Raw genomic sequence first — 19,510 nt, 5'->3', positions numbered from 1 at the left:
TCCTTTGAATGGGCATAGAAAAAACCTAACAACTCTGTGGAGGAGGCGGTGTAATTTCTTCTATAAACTTACATGCGTATTGCGAAGGAACTTCTATTCTGCGCTGTAAAAAAACACGTGTGGAAGAAATGAAAGACTCTATGGTACAAGACTGTGCAAACTTTAAGCTATTGCCCTTTTTAATGAAATGTTCATCGTTACTATCATCACTCCTTCGCTCTTGGAAAGGTTGATTAGTTTCCGATGCAAATTCTACAATTACCTCTGCAATGCTTTCCATTTCGTTAAAGCCTGCAATACGATTGCTTGCAACACTTTTATACAGCAAATTATCGGGCACATCTACACTCGAATTCAGCGTAGCAATAGCCATAATCAAGCAGTATAATTTCGAAACGAAATTTTTCACCCATGCGAAAGTAACAGCACTTTTATCGGCAAAGTGTTAAATAAAAAAAACGAAGGTACACACCTTCGCTTTCTTGTGCCCGGAAAGGGACTCGAACCCCCACACCTTGCGGCTCTCGCACCTGAAACGAGCGCGTCTACCAATTTCGCCATCCGGGCAATAGCGCAGTTTAATTTTACTTCTGCATCAGCAGAAAACTTTTTCTTTCAAAGAATAAAGCAATTGTTTCAGATGGGCGCGAAAATATAAATTCCGATTATTTCCAATTAAAATTCACATTCAGTTACATAGCTTATAGCCTATCCTCTGCTAGTTTATTTTTTCCTGTATTTTGCATTTCGAGCAATAAACATAGATTTGGAATTATGAAACTGATTTATTCAACCATTGTTTTAGCTGTTGCTATTTTCACAATAAGCTCTTGTACACAGTATCGCTGTTCTTGCACCGATGGCTATACAATAGATGTAAAAAACGCTTCAAAAAAAGTGGCTTCACAAGCCTGCACCAGTATTGAAAGCGATCGGAAAATACTTTCTAAAAATACTAAATGTACGTTGTAACCTTTAGCGTATCAGCGTAATACTTCCGGTAAGAAACTCTACTGTTTTCAGCACTTTTTCTTGTGCTTTCAGGGTATAAACATAAGTGTCGGGCTTTTGCTTGGCACCATTAAAATAGCCATCCCAACCTTCGGTTCCTCTATACACCAATTCGCCCCAGCGGTTAAAAATCTTAAAGTCGAGAACTTCAATATTATCTGTATGCAATGGCAGCAGAATATCATTCACACCATCATCATTAGGCGAAAAAACATTGGGCATATAAATATTGTATGGCAATACTTTGTTTATTTTAATTGGTTGTATGCGCACAATGCTATCGCAGCCATTTTTCGACAGCACTACTTTTTGAGCTAGTGTATCGCTTGTAAAAGTTTCGCCATTCCAATCATAAGCATCTATGGCTGTAACCAATGGCAATGTGTCGCTGAGCGGAACAATGAGTGTAAGGTATGTAATTCGGTAGGTATTACAAATGTTGGAAGATGTAATTGTATCAATAAAAGTGCCTGAAGCAGTTTGGTTAGCTCCACCTGCAAAGTAGCTTTCGCCAGGATTTATGCAGGCATAAACACTATCGTACTTTTCATTACCGATATTGATGCGATAGGTTGAAACTGCCGTTACGCAGCCGCCTGCATTCCTCAATGTATCTGCCAACTGGGTAGATTGGTAATACATGTTTCCATTAAAAAACAATGAATCGCATGCAGCAATTGTTGTATCAAAACTAGTGAATGAAACTACCGATAAGTTTGTAATTACAACACTATCGCAACTTGCGTTACTCACATAATTATCTCTATACAGTCCTGCTGTTGTTTGCATAGCTCCGCCCGCAAAATACTGCCCACCGGAATTGATACAAACATACACAGTGTCTTCAGTGGCGGTTCTTACCACAATAGCAGTAGCAGTTATTTGTGTAATACATCCCGCGCTATTGCGAAGCGTATCAAACACCGTGGTGCTTTGCAGATATGTTACACCATTAAAAACCACAGAGTCGCAGCCTTGCTGCAAATTATTTTGATTAGCAATTGTTATTACATCTAAAACGGTAGAAACTACACTATCGCAACCATTGGCAGCAGGCAGCGTATCGGTATAAGTTCCCGAAGTAGTTTGGTTCGCACCTCCCGCAAAATAACTTTGCCCTTGGTTAATACACACGTTTTGTACTGTAGCAGCCACCTGGTTTACCTGAATGGTAAACTGCATCCACACACTATCGCACCCTAAAACAGATTGTATGGTATCGGTTACAACCGTATTGCTTGTATAAGTTATACCATTGACCACCACACTACCACAACCCAAAACAGTTTGCTGTTGGGCACTTGGTGCTACTACGCTTAGAGCTATCACGCGTATGCTATCGCAACTACTTACATGAAAAGTGTCGCTATAAAATCCTGCTGTTGTTCTAAGCGCACCTCCTGCAAAATAACTATCGCCCGAAAGGATACATACTTGTATTGTATCGCGCAATACACTTGTAATTTGAATATTCAATACTGCATAAATACTATCGCACCCCAATAAAGTTTGAAGGGTATCGCTTACTATAGTATTGCTTGTATAGGTATTTCCATTAAACACATAACTACCACATGCCTGCACAGTTTGCGAAACCGTAGTTGGCGACACTAGTTTAAGATTGGTAACCCTTACACTATCGCAACCATTGGCAGCAGTATAAACATCGCTGTAAAAACCGGGTACAGTTTGGTTTGCACCGCCCGCAAAATAGCTGCCGCCCGGATTTATACAGGCAGCAACGGTATCTCTTTTAGAATGCTTTATCTGAATAGTGGCTACTCTGTAAATACTATCGCAGCCCAACGAGGTTTGTAGTGTATCGCGCACAATGGTATCGTTTCTAAAAACCATACCCTGAAACACAAAGCTATCGCAGGCAGGTGGTGCACTAATTGGAAATGTAATTGGTGTACTTACTCTTAATGTTGTTGAAACAATGCTATCGCAACCATTGGCTGCCTGTAATGTATCGTTGTAAATACCCGCAGTAGTTCTTGGCTGCCCTGCCAATACAATACTTTCTCCATTTAAAATACATACTGCATTATTAGTATAAACCGGAGCAGCAGTTGCAGACTGAGCGCGCAACGATGCTATCCAATTGGCATTGGCAACATTATTGGGAGCTCCAGGCGTTTCATTGCCGGCAACGCTTGCCGAAACCCAGTTGGCTTGTAAAGAAGGACTGTTATTTGTACCGTTTCCATTATAGAAAACCTTGCCACCCGCAGTACCACTAAAGTAGATATTCACATTACTTGTATTGTTTCCCCAACCAAGTGCAAAATGCGGATTGGCCAAATCTGCCGGAGAAACAGAATGAAATGCATCATCGCTATTACCCATCAACACATAATTCCAGGAACCGGGAGAGGTAAAAGTAATGCTAGAATAAGATGGGCCATTGGGTACCGAAGGCAAATTGGCATTTCCTTCTAACACCGTAGAATTACCCGGAATTACATACACGCTATCGTTATTGGCATCTGTTGGATCATCTGCCAGTGCAATAGAATTGTTTTTATCATTCTCGTTGTATATTAAAATAATTGAACCATAAGGAACACACGCCCATTGTGCTATATTGCGAAAGCGCAAGCAGCCTGCCGCAATTCCGGTCCCATTTCCGGTAGCATGAAAGCCATTATTATCATCTATTATCCACCCACGCAAATCAACACACGAAGAAGCGCACGATGGTGTACCTGCCACCACAAACTCTACATACTCTCTACTGCCCGTGCTTCCTTGCGAAACCTCGTTTAGTACAAGCTGTGCCGATAAAAACTGTGCGATGGTAAGGCAAACTGCAATTGCTATAAATCTACGAATCATGAAAAATAAAATGGGGCGCAAAAGTAACTTTACTTTTCAAGATTTTTGTTACGGCTTTATTACCAAAAACAGTTTTCAATTTCTAAAAATTAACTTCGTTTGCTTAAAACATCCTTATAGTAATATGAACAAGCTAAAACTTAATAAAATTGATACTCGCGCTCCCAAAAATTTCAAAAAAGAGCCTTCTAAAAAATTGTTACAGCAATTACAGTTTCGCATGGAAGACCTCCAAAACTTAATGTATGCCGAAGGGAAACATGCATTATTGGTAATTCTACAAGGCATGGATGCTGCCGGAAAAGACGGAGCCGTAAAGAATGTTTTTGATGCCGTAAACCCTATTGGCTGTAAAGTGTATTCATTTAAAAAACCAACCGAGTTGGAAATGAAACACGATTTTCTTTGGCGCATACACAGCAAAGTGCCCGAAAAAGGCATGATACATATCTTTAATCGATCGCACTACGAAGATGTGCTTATTCAAAGAGTTCATAACTGGGTAGATATGGCAGAGGTAAAACGAAGGTTCGAGCACATCAACGCATTCGAAAAACTATTGGTAGAATCAGGAACTTTGGTACTTAAGTTCTACTTACATGTTTCGCCAGAAGAGCAACTGAGCCGCCTAAATGAACGCATAACCGACCCTACTAAAAACTGGAAATACAACCAACAAGATTTAAAAGAAAGAGAATACTGGAACGATTATATGGCAGCATACGAAGATGTATTTTTACATTGTAATGCTGTGCCTTGGCACATAGTACCTGCCGATCAAAATTGGTATAAAGAATTGCTAATTGCCCAAAAAGTAGTGGCAGCATTAGAAGATTTAAAAATGAAATATCCAAGAGTAGAAGCAGGTTTAATAGAACAAACGCCAGCAACCAAAAAAGGGAAAAAACAATAGTGAGCAATATTTTATTTCTTGTACCCTATCCAATAAACGAAGCGCCTTCGCAGCGATTCCGTTTCGAACAGTATTTTAATGCCCTACTCGCAAATAAACATACCTTTACGGTACAAAGTTTTATTTCCATTAGCACTTGGAAAATCCTATATAAACCGGGCTATACACTCAAGAAAGTAATAGGTATTTTAGCCGGATTTTTACGGAGATTTGCTATCCTTTTTCAATTATGGAAATACGATTTTGTATTTATTCACCGCGAAGCAAGTCCTTTGGGTCCTCCCATTTTTGAATGGCTTATTTGCAAGCTGTTTAAAAAGAAAGTAATCTTTGATTTTGACGATGCAATATGGCTTCCAAACACTTCGGGAGAAAACAAAATAGTGGCATCTATTAAATGGCACAGCAAAACGGCACTTATTTGCAAATGGGCTTACAAATGCAGTTGTGGCAATGCTTTCTTGGCAAATTATGCCAAGCAGTTCAACTCAAATGTGGTAATCAATCCCACAACTATTGATTTAGAAAATTATCACAGTGGTAAAAAAGATCAATCTACCACACCAATAAAAATTGGTTGGACAGGCACGCACACTACCTTAAAATACTTAAACGATATTATTCCGGCATTACAAAGTGTACAATCCAAAATCAACTTTTCTTTAGTAATTATTTCAAACAAAGATCCCGAACTAAGTTTACAGAATGTTGAATTTATTCCATGGAAAAAGGAAACCGAAATAAACGATTTACTCCGCTTTCATATTGGCATTATGCCACTTACCGATGACGATTGGAGCCGCGGCAAATGTGGATTTAAAGCCTTGCAATACATGAGCTTGGGCATTCCTGCCATAGTAGCTCCCGTGGGCGTAAATACCGCAATTGTAGATCACCAGCAAAACGGTTTTTTGTGCAGCACCAATCAAGATTGGGAAAATGCGTTGCTGCAACTTTTAAGCAACCCAAACCTCCGCACCGCATTTGGAGAAAATGCTCAGCAAAAAATTCAAACTCACTTTTCGGTAAAAGCAAACACACCAAACTTCTTACAACTCTTTAAATAGTATATTGGGCACTTCATCAGCTTTCGAGCACTAAAAGCAGCCTATTTATATTTTCATTTTGCAAAACTTGAATTGCCTTCTATTTTCGACTTCTTAATTACGTTACAATGAACAAAGAAATTAAATTCGGAACCGATGGTTGGCGTGCCATTATTGCAAAAGACTTTACGGTAGAAAATGTAATGCGGGTAGCTAAAGCCACTGCCGATTGGATGCTTCAACACAACTCAAACCCATCGGTAGTAGTGGGTTTCGATTGCCGTTTTGGAGGCAGCCTCTTTGCGCATACTGCCATTAACGTATTTTGCGCCAACAACATTAAAGTATTCTACGATACCAACTTTGTAAGCACACCCATGATTTCGCTTGCTGCAAAAAAACTAAACTGCGAACTAGGTGTAATTTTTACGGCAAGCCACAACCCGCCTTCATACAATGGTTACAAACTAAAAAGCAAGCACGGAGGACCACTTATTCAAAAACACATCACAGAAATTGAACAGCTAGTGCCCGAGCAATACCACCTTGCCGATAAAAGTTTAGAATACTGGAGCGAACTGCAATTACTGGAATATGTAGATTTAGAAACCATGTATTTTGAACACGCCTCTGCGTACTTCGACTTAGAAGGCATCAGCGATTCGGAACTAGTGGTAGCATACGATGCCATGTACGGTGCCGGGCAAAGTATTTTCCCTCGCCTCATGCCGCATGCCGATTTATTGCATTGCGAATACAATCCTTCGTTTTACGGCCAAGCCCCCGAGCCTATTCACAAAAACCTGCAAGAACTTTCTGAGTACATAAAGCAATCTAAACATATTGATGTTGCCATCGCTACCGATGGCGATGCCGATAGAATTGGCTTATACAATCGCAAAGGAGCATTTGTAGATGCCCATCATATTATTTTGTTGCTTATTCACGTGCTGCACAAATACAAAGGATTAAATGGCAAAGTAGTAATTGCTTTCTCTGTTTCAAACAAGGTAAAAAAGCTTTGCGAACACTATAACTTACCGGTTCAAGTTACCAAAATAGGCTTCAAATACATTTGTGAAATTATGCAGGAAGAAGACGTGCTGGTTGGTGGCGAAGAAAGTGGCGGAATTGCCGTAAAAGGGCACATTCCTGAGCGCGATGGCATTTGGGATGGCTTAGTTTTAATTGAACACCTTGCCAAAACAAACACTTCGCTCGAAGCACTTATTGAAGAAGTATATGAAATTGTTGGAAAGTTTGCCTACAACCGCTTAGATCTACATTTAGAAGAGAACAAAAAGCAAGAAATAATTGCACGTTGCAAAGCAGGCGACTTCAAGAAGTTCGGAGATATTCCGGTAACAAAAGTAGAGGATATTGACGGATGGAAATATTATTTACAAGATGAAGAAACACTCATGATTCGCGCCAGCGGAACAGAGCCACTGCTCCGCGTTTATGCAGAAGCAATTTCGCACGAAAGAGTAGAGGAGATTTTAATTAAAGCCAAACAAGAATTATTGAGCTAATTCAATCAATTCACGCCTAATATCTTTAAACACTTCATACAAAATTATGAGTAAGAATATAGTTGTAATAGATGGTTGCCGTACTCCGTTTTTGCGTTCCGGTACCGACTACATGGATTTAATGAGCTACCAACTTGGGCAGTTTGCCATAAAAGGCCTATTGCATAAAACAGGTTTAGCGCCAGAAAAAGTGGACTATGTAGTAATGGGCACTACTATACAAAATGTAAAAACAGGAAACGTAGCGCGCGAAGCTGCCGTTACTGCCGGCATTCCGCAAAGCACGCCTTGCCACACAGTTACTATGGCATGTATTAGTGCCAACCAAGCAATTGTAACAGGCGCCAACATTATACAAAGCGGGCAAGCCGAAGTAGTAATTGCTGGCGGCACCGATAGTTGCAGCGATGCACCTATTCTATTCAACAAAGCCATGCGTAAAAAGCTTTTTAAAGCTCAAAAATTAAAAGGCTTTGCAGACACGCTCAAATTTATTTTAGGATTACGACCAAAAGATTTTGTTCCCGAAGCACCCGCCATTGCAGAGTTTTTAACTCAAAAAACAATGGGTTTAGATTGCGATATTTTAGCAGCCCGCTACGGTGTTAATCGCCAAGAACAAGATGCCTTTGCCGCCCGCTCGCACCAACTTACGGCACAAGCATTCGATAACGGTACACTGCTACGCGAAGTAGTGCCGGTAGAATTGCCACCATCTTTTAAAAAGATTACCAAAGACAATGGCTACCGAGGCGACACCACCTCCGAAAAAATTTCAAAATTAAAACCTGCCTTTGTAAAAAATGGGGGCACCATTACTGCTGCTAATGCATCGTTTTTAACCGATGGCGCAGCATGTGTGCTAATTACCACCGAAGAAAAAGCCAAAGAACTCGGACTTCTTCCAAAATCAAAAATACATGCCTATAACTTTGTGGCTCAAGATATGGAAAACGAGTTGCTGCTCGGTCCAACTTATGCTACTTCAAAAATACTAACGCAAACAGGTTTATCGCTCAGCGATATAGATGTATTTGAATTTCACGAAGCCTTTGCAGGCCAAATTCTCACTAACCTAAAATGTATTGCCAGCGATGATTTTGCACGCCAAAAATTAGGGCGCGACAAAGCCATCGGAAATATCCCAATGGACAAATTTAACCTTTGGGGCGGTTCACTTTCCATCGGTCATCCATTTGGAGCCACCGGTGCGCGTTTAGTAACCACTGCATCTAACCGTTTGCACCACGAAAATGGCAAATACGCACTCATTACCGCCTGTGCAGCCGGAGGACACGGCCATGCCATGATTTTAGAAAAATACGAGGCTTAAAAAGCAAGCAGCGTACGCTATCTATCGCAACCGCTGCTTGGCTAATGGTACAATTCCCTATACACACTTTCTTGCCTGTTTATATCGTTTTGCACCAATATGAATGCAATGAACGAAATTTCGTTTCGTTGAATTAGCATCCATGGAAGAAGTTGTTTTTGAAAATACATTTAAAGAGAAAAAAAAGAAGGCTGCCACCCAAGAACCGGATATAGCTGAAGAAGCTAAAGAAAAACCTCAAAAGCCTAAACAGTCAAAAGATAACACCAACAAAAAAACCGTGAAAAAAAAGGAAGAAAACTTTGATACTCCGGTTGAAGAACCCAACTTTTTAAAGGACGGACGCGCCTTAAAAATTACAGGTCTGCTGCTGCTGCTATTTTCATTTTTTTTGGCAGTAGCACTCACTTCTTTCCTCTTTACCGTAGAAGAAGATCAATCGCTCATTCATGGAAATTCATTAGAAACACTTACCGATGATTCTGTAAAAGCTAAAAATGCACTGAGCAGATTGGGCGCTGTATTAGCTAATTTGTTTTTCAATAATCTCTTTGGCTTTTCATCTTTTATTGTTGTTGCCATTTCGTTTGCCGCGGGCTTCAACTTGCTGTTGCAAAAAAGAATTTTCAACGTGCTCAAAATGAGCATAAACGGTCTTATGCTCGCCATTTGGTTTTCTGCTGCACTAGCCTTCACCAACTATTTGGTCTTTCCACAATCGGTATTGGCGTGGGGCGGTGCCATTGGTAATTTCTTAACCGGAAGCTATGGCTGGCTTACCGGTTTAGTAGGCATTCCCGGAGTATTTGCAACCCTAGTTGTTGCCGCACTGGTAATTGGCGTAGCTATTTACAACATTAGCTTTGGCAATATGCTGCACTGGTTTAAACGCAAAGAGCAACCCATTGCACCCTCAGTAGAAAACGCTACTGCGCAAGCCGTAGATTTCGCCCCCGATTATCGCGACCCTTCCGAGAATATTTTTGCAAAAGATAACCTCGAAAAAGAAACGGATACCAACACGCTCGATCTCGAATTTGATGAAACCATAGAAGTAGTAACCGTGCAAAACAAAGTGGTTGCACCGCCTGCAAGTGTTGAAGAAAACTTAGATTTAGATATTGTTGAAACCGGAGAACAAGAAGAAGTAGTGGTACAAAACCACAACCTCACCACACCTTACGACCCCACCGAAGATTTATCGAATTACAAAATGCCCACATTGAACTTGCTCGAAGAGCACGGTTCCGAAAAAATAAACCTAGACAAAGAAGAGTTAGAGCGCAATAAAAATCAAATTGTTGCCACACTCAACAACTACCAAATTGAGATTTCAAAAATTAAAGCCACAGTTGGGCCTACTGTAACTTTGTATGAAATAGTGCCGGCACCGGGTGTGCGCATTTCAAAAATTAAAAACCTAGAAGACGATATTGCTCTAAGCCTTGCAGCACTTGGAATCCGCATTATTGCACCTATTCCGGGCAAGGGAACTATTGGTATTGAAGTGCCTAACATCAATAAAGAAATAGTTTCCATGAAAAGCCTTTTGGCGAGCGATAAATTTCAAAACACCTCAGCCGATTTACCTATTTGCTTGGGTAAATCTATTAGCAACGAAATTTACGTAGCCGACCTTGCCAAAATGCCACACTTGCTTATGGCGGGCGCCACAGGGCAAGGAAAATCGGTTGGTATCAACTCTATTATAGTTTCATTGCTTTACAAAAAACATCCTTCGCAATTAAAATTTGTATTGGTAGATCCCAAAAAGGTAGAATTGAGTTTATACGAAGCATTAGAAAAACACTTCCTTGCTAAGCTGCCTGGCGAAGCCGATGCCATTATTACCGACACCAAAAAAGTAGTTACTACACTCAATGCACTTTGCGTAGAAATGGACAGCCGCTACGAATTGCTGAAAAAAGCAGGAGCGCGCAACCTTAAAGAATACAATGCCAAGTTTATTAGCCGTAAACTAAATCCGCAAAACGGGCATAAATTTTTGCCTTACATAGTGTTGGTAGTAGATGAATTTGCCGATTTAATTATGACGGCAGGCAAAGAAGTAGAAATGCCTATTGCCCGCTTGGCACAGTTGGCACGCGCCATTGGTATTCACTTAATTTTGGCCACACAGCGCCCCTCGGTAAATATTATTACAGGTACTATTAAAGCCAACTTCCCAGCGCGCATTGCATTTAAAACAACTTCTAAAATAGATTCCAGAACTATCTTAGACCAAGGTGGAGCAGAACAACTTATTGGTAGAGGCGATATGCTTTTGAGCGTAGGCAGCGATATGCTGCGCTTACAATGCGGTTTTGTAGATACACCAGAAGTTGAAATGGTGCGCAATTATATTGCAGAGCAATTGGGCTACCCAACTGCATTTGAACTACCTGAATATATTGACCCTAAAAGCGAAAAAGGAAGCGGAGGCGAAGACGATTTCTTTGCCGATGGAGAACGCGATGAATTATTTGAAGATGCCGCCAGAATAATTGTTCAAAACCAAGTAGGCTCTACTTCGCTTATTCAACGCAGAATGAAACTGGGCTACAACCGTGCCGGACGCTTGATGGATCAACTCGAAGAAGCAGGAATTGTTGGTGAAAACGTGGGCAGTAAAGCCCGCGAAGTAAAGTTTAAAACCGAAGCAGAGTTAGAAGCCTTTCTTCAAAAATTGCGTGGCTAAAAACCACCTTGCAAGAAGGTACGCCTGCGCGTAAGTTTCAAATCCTGCAACACACTCGATTTTACTTTCAGTTCAATTACAAATTGCTGCAACTGTACCGGAAAGGCCGTCCAGTTAAAGCTCAGCTCCCAGCAATGTAAATTTCTTATTACCGAAAGATTGGTAAGCGAAGGCAACTTCTGCATAAAATCGAACCCCGTGCTAACTGCAAATTTCCAATTGGGCGTTAGGTTAAAATCTCCGGCAACACGCAGCGATTGTGTGGTAACCACCGTATCGGGATTTTGCACTGTACCGCGTGTAATATCAAAGTTATACGCCACATTTACCGTCCACGGAATATTGAAATCGTAATAATCATCGGGATTAAGCGACACATAATCGCTCATACCCTTAGGCAGTGGAGCAGCCGCAGCAGCACCGCTTTTACGCTTACCTTGGAACGTAGCATTCAACGCAAAATTAGCCGATGAAAAACGCAGCAACTGCCCCGTTTTACTGTAATAGAATGTATTTATTTTTCGGTTATTGGAATCGGTAGCGTAAGGATCGAAAACAAAATTAAAGTTTAACACCAAGTTGCTTAAAATGCGTGAGTTACCTGCAAATACAAACGGCTGCAAGCGCAAAGAATCGGCCAAAAAGTTATAGCCGCCACTGATATTAAAACGCTCCAAAATGCCAAGATACTGCACATGATTTACCGTATCTTTTTTAGAATACGCCTTTACATCAAAGTTGTTATTTAACTGAAAACTAATTTGCCCAACCTGCCCCTGCGATGGTATTCCATAACCCACAGGATTAGAAATCTGATAAGGTGAATAATTAAGCATATCGCCTTGCGCATTCGACTGCACATTGGTATAGTATTTCCATAGTGGCGAACCAAAATCGGGCTTGTAAGTAAATGCCACCAAAGGCGTAAAAATATGCCGTATTGCTTTCACCCATTTTCCCTTAAAATTAAATACACCCGTAACTTTAGTAGTAAGCGAAGCCGATACCGAAAAATCGCGCACTCCATAAAAACCAAAAGTAGTATCGTTGAGCACTCTTCCGTTGAGCGTATCTATTTTTCCGGTGCCTTCATTTACCACATACACAGTATCCGGATTCCACTGCTTGGTTTCTTTTTGAAAATACCATCGTTCTTGATAGTTGAATGCCGGATTAAAATTGAAGTACTTAAAAAAAGTAATAGGTGCATCTATTGAAAAGTTCTGGTTGATACCATACTTTAAATCTCTTGTAAAAGTCTCTTTCCTAAAAAATAAACTATCGTATGTATTCAGCACAGCCTTAGCTTCAAACGAATACTGAAAACCGATATTCTCGAACCACTTTGGTTTTCCGGTTGATATTTTTTGTTTAAACGGAGTAATGCGCGACACATTCAAACGGAATACAGGAAACTGAATACTCACCGTTTTGTTCAACAAATTTTGAGCATGGTTAAAGTTTAGCGAAAGCGAAACCGGCTTGCCCGGAAACACGCGCGAAAACGAAGCTCCGGAATTAAACTGCGTTTGCAACACACGCGAATCGGTTACGCGGGAAGCATTGTAAAAATTACTACTCTGTGCATTTATGTTTGCCGAAAAATTAGAGTTGGGCATACTCTTTGGGTCTTGCGTATGATTCCATTGAAAGCCAAAAGCATTGGTGGCCTTTGCATTGGGCAAATCCGGATCGGCAGGCTGGGTACGGTAATAAGTAAAAGCAATATTACCGCTGGCCTTGTAGTTTACTTTATACTGCGAACCCACATTTACACCAAAAGTACCATTGGTGAAAACATCGCCCGTAAACTTCAAATTGAAATAATCGTTTACAGCCCAAAAATAACCGCCTTCGCGCAAGAAAAATCCATACTGCACATCTTGCCCCGGCTTAGGAATAATTAAACCAGAACGCCTGCCCTGCTTTGCCGGAAAAATACCGAAAGGAATAAACAAAGGTGTTGGCACCCCACCCACCACCAAATTGGCGGGTCCTGTAACCAATACTTTATTGGGCACCACTTTTACCTTCTTAGACTGAAAATAAAAATGCGGGTGATCTAAATTACATGTAGTGTATTTGGCTCTAAGGCTATACCATTCTTCAAATTCATTTCGCTTCACAGCTTCACTATGAATATACGCCTCGCCTTCTTGGGTAATTACATCAAAAATTTTTCCGCGCTTGGTTTTGAAATTGTATGCCATTCGCCCTGCGCGATACTCTTTTCCCGATTCAGTAAACACCGGCTTGCCCGATACCTCTCCGGTAGAATCGTTTTTCTTTCCTCCGGCAGAAAGTGTAAATGTTTTCCAATCGAACTCTACAGAATCGGCTGCCAGCGCAATGTTATCGTACTTTACATCTGCCTTATTGTACAACAGCATGGTGCGCGTTTCTAAATCATACACAATTGAATCTTCGGCAGTGTAGTTGATAGGGTTCTTAATCTCGCTATCTGCAAATTTTAAAGCAAGCGTATCTACCTTTTCTACCTTGGCAGTATCGCGCTTAGGTGCAAGCGTATCGGCAACCGCCAAAGTATCGCGCACACCCATTAAAGCCTGGCGGGTAGAAGTAGATTTTCCGCCCTGCTGCGCCACTGCACTTGTTGAAAATAAAAAAATAGACAATAGCGCAACTGTGGTGATATTCAACAGTTTTAGAAGATAATAAGAAGTATATTTTTGACCTTGTGTAATGTGGATTTTATTTATTCAGGCATCAAAGCTAAAAAAACACGAAACGTGCGTACTGCGTTTATATTATTTTTTTTGAGTGTATTGTTGGTAAAAGTGAGCATTGCTACTCCGCATTTTACAGTAAAAACTATTGTAATTGATGCAGGGCATGGCGGAAAAGACCCCGGAGCAATTGGGTTAAACAAAACCCAAGAAAAAGACGTAGCGCTCGCTGTGGCACTCAACTTAGGCAAAAAAGTAAAAGAAGCCTTCCCTGAAGTAAAAATCGTTTACACACGCAGTACCGATGTATTTATCCCCTTAGTAGAAAGAGCCAATATTGCCAATAAAAACAAGGCAGATTTGTTTATTTCTATCCATTGCAACTCCTCTACCAACCGCACTGCCACAGGCAGCAGCACGTATGTACTCGGCTTGCACAAATCTGAAGATAACCTTGAGGTTGCCAAACGCGAAAATGCCGTTATTGAGTTAGAAGATGATGTGGATAAAAACTATGATTTCAATCCCAATTCTCCCGAAGGACACATCATTATGAGCATGAAGCAAAATGCTTTTTTAGACCAAAGTATTGATATTGCCGCACGCATAGAAACAAAACTTACCGGTATGCACAAAAGCAGGGGTGTAAAGCAGGCCGGTTTCTTTGTACTCTACAAAACTTCTATGCCTTCGCTATTGGCAGAAATTGGTTTTATTTCTAACCCTACCGAAGAAAAATATTTAGCCAGCAGTAAGGGTCAAGAAGAAATTGCCGATGGTATTTTTAATGCCTTTACCGACTATAAAAACACCATCGAAAAAGGTACGAAAGTAGCTACCAATACAACTGCCACCAAAACAAGCAGCAACCAAGAAGCCGATAATTCTATTATTGCCAATACCAATACGCCACCCAAAAAGGCAACTACTAACGATGACGAAACACCAATAACTGCCCAACCAACAGCTGCTAAAACAGCCCGGCAGGAAACCGCTGCTGCTTCCACCCAGCCCGCTGCTACATCGGCAACCAAGCCAAGCAATAACAATTCCAACCAACAAGCATCCACTGCCTCTACTAAAAAAGAAGTACCTGCAACCGCTGCTTCTGTGCAAAGTGAATATGCCTTTTACTTGCAACTTTTAGCTTCGGCTAAACCGCTTTCTGCTTATCCTAAATTACAACCGCTGTTTGGAAATATAGAAGTAGAAACACTTCCCAATGGCATACACCGTTTTATGGCCGGAAAATTCAACAGCTACGAAGAAGCCGAAAAACTACAATCTAAAGCTGCTGCAAACGGCTTTCCCGATGCCTTTGTTATTGCCTATAAAAACGGGAAGCGCTTAGATGTAAATGCCACCAAAGCGCTGAAAAAATAAGTACATTAGGAGTTTCTCCCTTCCCCTTCATGTAACTTATACCAATTGATGTTTCTAGTGAGAAACATTACCGTAGCTAAGATTAGCAACAAACCAATGCTGCCAAACAGCAACGCATACTGTTCCAATTGCAGCAACGAGTAAAAAAACAAATAAAGCACCGTTACCACACCTCCTACCACAGCCGTTAAACCTACATGGCGCAACATACTCCACACATAAAAAACAATGAGTGAAAGAATACTTAAACCTGCAATAAGGTATGCCCAATCGAATTTTAAATGCTCGCTGATAGAAAGCAGTAAAACATAAAACAACACTACTCCAAAACCAATCAATAAGTATTGAATAGGATGAATAAGTTTTCTGTTTAAGATTTCGGTAAAAAAGAGCGTAAGGAATGTTAAGCAAATAAACATGATAGCGTACTTAGAACTGCGCATTGTTTTTTGATATTCATCAATAGGAATTAGGAGTTTTACACCAAATGAACCTCGCAAGTTCTCTTCTTCACTAAACTTGTTTCCTGCAAATGGTAAAAATGCGCCAACTCCTTGCTGCGCATAGTTTCTGTTTAGCTGCAACACCTTCCATGCAGCAGTAAAATGAGTAGCCGTAATTTCTTTTTTATCGGGCAAAAAAGCACCTTCAAACGAAGGATCGCCCCAATTGCCTTTTAGCGCTACTTCTGTTACCTTACCGAATGGTAAAAAGCGCATACGCTCACTACCATTTATATCTATATCGAAACTAAACTTATATGAACTTTCTGTACTTAAATTTATAGGCACGCTTATGCCTGAACTAAAAATATCGGCAGATGGAATACCAGGGCCAAAAAGCTTTTCTTCTCCATTCCATTTCAACAATATATTTTCTTTAATGCCCTTCATATCGCTCAACCCAACACTTACAAAGGCTTTATCGAATTGCAAAAACTGTGGCGCCACATTTAATGCCTGCAAATTGAAATTGCTGAAATCGCCCTCTACATGCAGTTTACCATTGTAGAGCACCACCACATAAATACCGCGGTATTTCTTTTGCGGAAAAATTTCACCATTCACCTTTATATGCTCAGGCAAAAAATGAGCATAGTAAGTTCTGGCTTCCATTTCTCCTTTTTCGTTCTTTACGCTAGCGGTATAAGGCACCGAAATTACAGGGCCGCCAATGGTTTGCTCCATTCCCCATTTGCTGCTTATTTCTTGAATGGCACTATCGCGAAGGCTTTGCCGTTCGTAAATAAGATTATCTACCATGCTCGAAGGAATAAGCAACAGCAGTATTAAAAATCCGAGTATCAAAAACTTAATTGTAACCGAATCGCGTAACCAACTGTTGAAGCGATCGAACGTAGAAGGAGTTTCTTGCATTATTGAAAAATTGAGGTAACTAAATTAGATGTATTAAACGGTTGCAGCATTTTTTTATTGATTAAATGCTCCACTTTTTTGTAAGGAATAAGCAAACCATATTCGCCATTTGCATACGGCTGAATTTCGTAGATATTAAAATGAAATTCAATTCCCTTATCTGTAAAATGAAAGTTTTCGTTTAGGCGAAAAATACCTTTTTCAAAAAAGAATCCGGCTTCTTCCAAATCATCGTAAGCGCCCAATTTTTGTTGCTCTCTAAAAACCGATTCTGCAATTTTAATTACTTGAAACGTATCTTGCGGTTGGTTTAAAAAATCTGCTAACCACAGCACTTTAAATGGCTTTAGTTGAAAGTGATTAAACTGAGTGTAATAATTGCCGTGTGCGCCTCCTGCAAAACTGCTTTCATCGTAGCGAAGGGTAATTACATTCTTAAAAATGGTATCTACGCGCAAATCTTTATCTAAGGTCCAAACCGCTGCATGGTCGGGAAATTCGTCTCTGCTTTCTCGATATACGGCAATAAATTTTTCGGCATTTTCTTTAGGAGCATATACCACAAACGAATCGTTGAAATACGAAGAGCCAATCATTTCCTGCACAATCTTATTAAGCGAATCGGCAGCCATTCCTTCAAACCTTATGTATTTAAAATTCACGGTAGTGCAATCGTTGGTTTGGCAGGTATCGTCCTTTACCAAAACTTGCTGCTGTGTATATTTTACTACCTGCTTGGCATTATTACATGCAAACAAGCTCAGTAAACTCAGTATAAAAAGTAGTTGCTTCATGAATATTTTTTGCAAAACTATTTTATTCAATTTGAAAATAAAGTACTGCTGCCGGAGTTAGTTTATTTAACGCGCATTCACTTTTAGTGCTATTGTATTCCTTGTATTCACTACATTTAAGACATGAAGCAAAAAGAGCCGATAAACAGTTATATGAAATATTCCACCGTGGCTATTGAAATGGCGGTTACAATTGGTATTGGCGTTGGCTTAGGGCATTTAGCAGATAATCAATTTCATATTACACCTTATGGTAAAGCCGCGGGGGCATTGGTGTTTGTAATTATTGCTATTTACAGAGCTGTAAGAGATTTCATTAAATAGCCATTTATTGCGGCACTACCATTATTTTTTTCACGGTTGCACCTGCCTTTAAAAAGTATATACCGGAAGAAAATCCTGCAACATCTATGGTTTCATTATTTTCAATTTCCTTCCTAAAAAGTTCTTTTCCCGATACATCTACAATTGAAATTTCGTGCGGAGTGCTGTTGCTAAACATTACCTGCAACCTGCCTTTTGCAGGATTAGGATATACTTGAAAATCGTTTACGTTTATATCTTCTGCTACAGCGCTTACGCCATTTTGCACCACCACTGAATCTATATCTTGAAAATACTTACCTCCACCCCAAGAACACCTAAACATGAGTTGTATATTGCTTCCTGCAAAGTTGCCAAGCGGCACTTGCACGCGCTTAAAATTTAGCGTAGGCAAATGGTTAAAAGAATCTATACTGTACACTACCGAAAAGTGGCTGCTATCGGTAGAAACGAGCACTTCTAATTTATCGTTTATATTGGGATAACGCGGATCCGAAGGGTAAATAAAATCCATTACCCACCTGTAATAAAACACTAAAACGGTGGAAGCATTCACAGAACCAATTGCAGGGCTTACAATAGAATCTTGAGTATCGCTACTGCTAAGTTGGGCAGCCAATCCTTTTTCATCGCCCATGCCGTGATAGCCTTGCACGGCAATATCGCCACTCCACCCAGCGGGGAGTTGCCCATTTAGAGTTCCGCCAAAGCCTTCCGAAAATGGATATTGCTGGGCAAAAATATTTAAGACCCCTACAGAAAGTACAGAGAGTATAAGTATGCGCATTGCAGTAAGTTAAATTTTTAAGAATGGAACAAAAGTATTGTATTCTTCGTTTTCATAAGCATATATTGCAGAGCTATGGATAATGAACGCATACAATCATTTAAAGAAGAAGTAGCCAATGCCGTTACACATGGCGCGGGTGTAATTTTTGCACTCATAGGCATTCCTTTTTTAATAACGTATGCCATAGACAAAGGAAATGCGGCTACGGTATGGAGCGTAAGCATGTTTAGCGTAGGTATGCTTATGGTGTATATTTCATCTACTTTGTATCATGCCATTCAAAATCCGGGAACTAAATTCAAACTGCGCATTTGGGATCATATCAGCATCTTTTTTATGATTGCCGGAAGCTATACGCCCATTCTGCAAAAATATGCCGATGAAGCAACTGCCACTAAATTTCTAGTACTGTTGTGGAGTATTGCATTGGTTGGTGTGGTAAAGAAAATCTTCTTTACGGGTCGCTTTGAAGCGCTCTCGCTCTTTTTATACTTAGGCATGGGCTGGATGGCAGTTTTTATTGTAGGTCCGCTGGCGAGTAAAATTCCAACCGATATTCTTACACTGCTCATTGTTGGCGGTTTAAGTTATACACTGGGTGTTATCTTTTATGTGTGGCATAGCCTATCTTTTCATCACTCTATTTGGCACTTGTTTGTTTTGGGTGGCACTGTTACACACTACTTTGCCATTTACTATAGTGTGCCTCTTTATTTGCAATAAGTTTTCACTCAATAATTACACCTCTTTTTAAATAGCAATAAAGTTTGAAACATTCTTTGCTA

General features: G+C 40.3%; 14 protein-coding genes and 1 tRNA gene. 8 read left to right on the top strand and 7 right to left on the bottom strand.

All coding sequences use genetic code 11. From position 1 onward, the window contains the following. Window positions 1–25: 25 nt before the first annotated feature. From KF872_11970 to KF872_11960, 3 genes are all read right to left on the bottom strand, one after another. Entirely contained in the window at window positions 26–373 is a 348-nt protein-coding gene (locus tag KF872_11970; protein MBX2904255.1) for a hypothetical protein, read from the bottom strand. A 112-nt stretch (window positions 374–485) separates the two neighbouring features. Continuing rightward, a tRNA-Leu gene (locus KF872_11965) sits at window positions 486–567 on the bottom strand. A gap of 408 nt (window positions 568–975) precedes the next feature. Continuing rightward, entirely contained in the window at window positions 976–3,849 is a 2,874-nt protein-coding gene (locus KF872_11960; GenBank protein ID MBX2904254.1) for a gliding motility-associated C-terminal domain-containing protein, read from the bottom strand. A gap of 124 nt (window positions 3,850–3,973) precedes the next feature. On the opposite strand from KF872_11960, the gene KF872_11955 reads away from it, so the two are divergent. From KF872_11955 to KF872_11935, 5 genes are all read left to right on the top strand, one after another. Beyond that, complete coding sequence (locus tag KF872_11955; protein MBX2904253.1) at window positions 3,974–4,762, top strand: polyphosphate kinase; 789 nt, start codon at window positions 3,974–3,976, stop codon at window positions 4,760–4,762. Beyond that, entirely contained in the window at window positions 4,762–5,829 is a 1,068-nt protein-coding gene (locus tag KF872_11950) for a glycosyltransferase family 4 protein (protein ID MBX2904252.1), read from the top strand. Before KF872_11955 ends, KF872_11950 begins: the two co-directional genes overlap by 1 nt. 107 nt (window positions 5,830–5,936) lie before the next feature. Next, window positions 5,937–7,340 carry a hypothetical protein gene (locus KF872_11945; GenBank protein ID MBX2904251.1) on the top strand — a complete coding sequence of 468 codons (1,404 nt, stop codon included), beginning with the start codon at window positions 5,937–5,939 and terminating at the stop codon, window positions 7,338–7,340. A 46-nt stretch (window positions 7,341–7,386) separates the two neighbouring features. Further along, complete coding sequence (locus KF872_11940; GenBank protein ID MBX2904250.1) at window positions 7,387–8,673, top strand: acetyl-CoA C-acyltransferase; 1,287 nt, start codon at window positions 7,387–7,389, stop codon at window positions 8,671–8,673. A 142-nt stretch (window positions 8,674–8,815) separates the two neighbouring features. Beyond that, complete coding sequence (locus KF872_11935) at window positions 8,816–11,371, top strand: DNA translocase FtsK 4TM domain-containing protein (protein ID MBX2904249.1); 2,556 nt, start codon at window positions 8,816–8,818, stop codon at window positions 11,369–11,371. Here KF872_11935 and KF872_11930 read toward each other — a convergent pair. Beyond that, on the bottom strand, window positions 11,368–14,007 hold the full coding sequence (locus tag KF872_11930) for an LPS-assembly protein LptD (protein MBX2904248.1): 2,640 nt from the start codon (window positions 14,005–14,007) through the stop codon (window positions 11,368–11,370). The two genes, KF872_11935 and KF872_11930, sit on opposite strands and share 4 nt — an antisense overlap. A 141-nt stretch (window positions 14,008–14,148) precedes the next feature. Here KF872_11930 and KF872_11925 point away from each other — a divergent pair, with 141 nt between their 5' ends. Further along, on the top strand, window positions 14,149–15,441 hold the full coding sequence (locus KF872_11925) for an N-acetylmuramoyl-L-alanine amidase (protein ID MBX2904247.1): 1,293 nt from the start codon (window positions 14,149–14,151) through the stop codon (window positions 15,439–15,441). Between the two features lie 5 nt (window positions 15,442–15,446). On the opposite strand, the gene creD is transcribed toward KF872_11925, so the two are convergent. Both creD and KF872_11915 read right to left on the bottom strand, forming a co-directional pair. After that, the gene (gene creD / locus KF872_11920; GenBank protein ID MBX2904246.1) at window positions 15,447–16,817 is read right to left on the bottom strand and encodes a cell envelope integrity protein CreD; all 1,371 of its coding nucleotides are present in this window, start codon (window positions 16,815–16,817) and stop codon (window positions 15,447–15,449) included. Then, complete coding sequence (locus KF872_11915) at window positions 16,817–17,611, bottom strand: DUF4163 domain-containing protein (GenBank protein ID MBX2904245.1); 795 nt, start codon at window positions 17,609–17,611, stop codon at window positions 16,817–16,819. The genes creD and KF872_11915 overlap by 1 nt, the downstream gene beginning before the upstream one ends. A gap of 153 nt (window positions 17,612–17,764) precedes the next feature. Here KF872_11915 and KF872_11910 point away from each other — a divergent pair, with 153 nt between their 5' ends. Beyond that, window positions 17,765–17,935 (top strand): AtpZ/AtpI family protein, encoded by a 171-nt coding sequence (locus tag KF872_11910; protein ID MBX2904244.1) that lies wholly within the window; start codon window positions 17,765–17,767, stop codon window positions 17,933–17,935. A gap of 4 nt (window positions 17,936–17,939) precedes the next feature. Here the strand turns inward: KF872_11910 and KF872_11905 are convergent, their stop codons facing one another. After that, window positions 17,940–18,722 (bottom strand): T9SS type A sorting domain-containing protein, encoded by a 783-nt coding sequence (locus KF872_11905; protein ID MBX2904243.1) that lies wholly within the window; start codon window positions 18,720–18,722, stop codon window positions 17,940–17,942. Between the two features lie 75 nt (window positions 18,723–18,797). Here KF872_11905 and KF872_11900 point away from each other — a divergent pair, with 75 nt between their 5' ends. Further along, window positions 18,798–19,448 (top strand): hemolysin III family protein, encoded by a 651-nt coding sequence (locus tag KF872_11900; GenBank protein ID MBX2904242.1) that lies wholly within the window; start codon window positions 18,798–18,800, stop codon window positions 19,446–19,448. Window positions 19,449–19,510 lie beyond the last annotated feature (62 nt).

This window comes from Chitinophagales bacterium (genome assembly GCA_019638515.1).
Classification (GTDB): domain Bacteria; phylum Bacteroidota; class Bacteroidia; order Chitinophagales; family LD1; genus UBA7692.
Note: the sequence above shows the minus strand (reverse complement) of the source record. Positions and strands in the feature narration are given on the sequence as shown.